Source organism: Brotocaccenecus cirricatena, assembly GCF_020687045.1.
Taxonomy (GTDB): domain Bacteria; phylum Bacillota; class Clostridia; order Oscillospirales; family Oscillospiraceae; genus Vescimonas; species Vescimonas cirricatena.
This window is the reverse complement of sequence record NZ_JAJEPW010000137.1, coordinates 1-2053: the sequence shown is the minus strand read 5'-3', so window position 1 is coordinate 2053 and position 2053 is coordinate 1. Positions and strand designations below refer to the sequence as shown.

2 protein-coding genes are annotated in these 2053 nt (G+C 57.7%); both read right to left on the bottom strand.

The features are described from left to right. Nucleotides 1-1109: thioester domain-containing protein (locus LKD37_RS17390; RefSeq protein WP_302930319.1), on the bottom strand; the 1109-nt coding region annotated here is incomplete at its 3' end. Between the two features lie 203 nt (nt 1110-1312). Next, nucleotides 1313-2053: ParB/RepB/Spo0J family partition protein (locus LKD37_RS17385; RefSeq protein WP_302930318.1), on the bottom strand; the 741-nt coding region annotated here is incomplete at its 5' end.

Here is a 2053-nt window from a genome sequence, read left to right as displayed (position 1 = left end):
CCGTTGCCGGAAACGGTGAAGGAGATGCCGGACACCTCGCCGTCCTCGCTGGTTTTGATGATCTTGACGCTGCCATAGCCGACCTTCAGGTGCAGGTAGGCGTACATGGGGTCGCTGACGGTATCCCGGAAGGTGACGACATCCTGCATGGTGCCGTCTGGGCCATAGTGGCCGTCGCTCCAGACCAGCACGCCCTGCCGGGTGTTGTTTCTGACGGCAGTAATGGTCACACCATCTGCGGAAGCCGTCTCGGCAGAGATAGTCAGGTCGTTCCCATCGACTGCAAAGGTCATATCCGACTGGGCCGAAGAGAAGGCATATTCGCCCAGAACGCCGTTGGTGTCCGTCAGGGTAGCTGTGTAGCGGCCGCCGTCCCAACTCAGTTCAACCGTCTGTGCAGCTTCCTCACTGCGGTCCATGAAGCTGGGGACGACGGTGTGCTTTTTCACGCTGGCCTCGATGCTGTCGTAGTAGGCAGAGAACCGACTATAGAGCGGATGGGAGGTGCGGTAGACGGACTTCACGGCATCGGCGCTGCCGGGGTCAACGTGATTGAAGTCCGCATCCCGCTCCCCGACCACCGTTTCCCACACCAGCACCTGCGTGGCCATCATGTGGGCCAGCTTGTCGGCGTCGGCCTTGTTCTGAGAGCGCCAGTCGAGGGAGAGATTTCCCTGATAGCCGTACTGCATGATGCGGCCAAGGAGCGTTTTCATGGTTCGGCCATCAATGGCGCGGTTATATTCGGCGGGGAAGGTGTCCCAATAGTCCTCCCCATAGCTTTCGTAGGAACGGTACAGGTTTCGGGGAACGCCTGGCTCGATGCAGTAGCAGGCCGGGCCGTCGAAGGAGCCGATGGTGTGCAGCGTGGTCATCCATGTTGCCTCGCCGGATGTCCAGCCGTTCATGTAGTGCAGCTCGTCGTGGCCCCAAGTGCCGCTGTAATCCAGATTGGCGTCGCCGTCTCTGGGGAATGCCACCGAGTACGAATCCGCAGTTTCTCCGGTGAATGCGGCGGCATAGGCCGTCATGCCGCTGCCGAGGATGGCGGTGAAGCAGATCAGCAGAGCCAACAGCCCGGAAATGCTTCTGCGATAGAGTTTTTTCATTTGTTAGACCTCCTAAGAGTAAAAATAAAAAGCACCATCCGGAAAAGGATGCTGCTTTCTGTACGATATGGACTTGTGAGATAATCTCTTTTTCAGCCGGTACAGCCGGTAGGAAGGGGGTGAGGTGTGGAGAGGGGGGAGCGGAAAAACCGGCCCTGGCACACAGCTTGTCCGATGGGCAGACTTTCCCCTGGGCGGAAGATTCAGCGTTCCATTTCCCGCTGCCGCTTTCTGTAATAGTCCAGTGCCTTGATGATCGTATCCTCCATAGTCCGTGCGGGCGTCCCCGGCTTGAAATATTTGCTGATACGCTCCTTGGGTATCCGAAATTGTTCCTTCTGGTTGGGCTTTTCCTCCTCCATGATGGACAGGATCACCGCATCGGTCAGCTTTCCGTCTCGGCTGAACGCCTTCATCTTAATGGCCTGTGCAAGCGACGGCGTGCAGTCCTCGCGTCCCATGGTGTCATAAAGCGCGCTCTGCTCCTGTTCGGTAAGGTAAGAAAGCTCCACCGCAGGGCGAAAGGCGATCCGACCGTCATCCACCATGTCCAGAATTTCCGGGATGAGGTTGGTGAGGCGGATATAGCGCTGGATTTGTGTATTACTGTCCGGTGAATTGTCTGCCAAAATCTCTCTTGACTTTCCTTGCTGAAAATGGTGTCCCAGTGGGACACCATTTTCTTTACTCGGTCTACCCGCCTGCCTTCGCATGGCATCCAGCTTCATTTTGTACGCAAAAGCCTTTTCCGACGGCAATACGCGCTCGCGCTGGAGATTGCTGTCCACCATGATAATAACGGCTTCATCGTCTGTGAGGTCGCGCACGATGCAGGGGATCGTGTCCCGCCCTGCCAGTTCGCTGGCCAGCTTGCGCCGGTGTCCCGACACCATCTGATAGCTGCCGTCCTCCAGCTGCCGCACAAGCCCCGGCACCAAGACGCC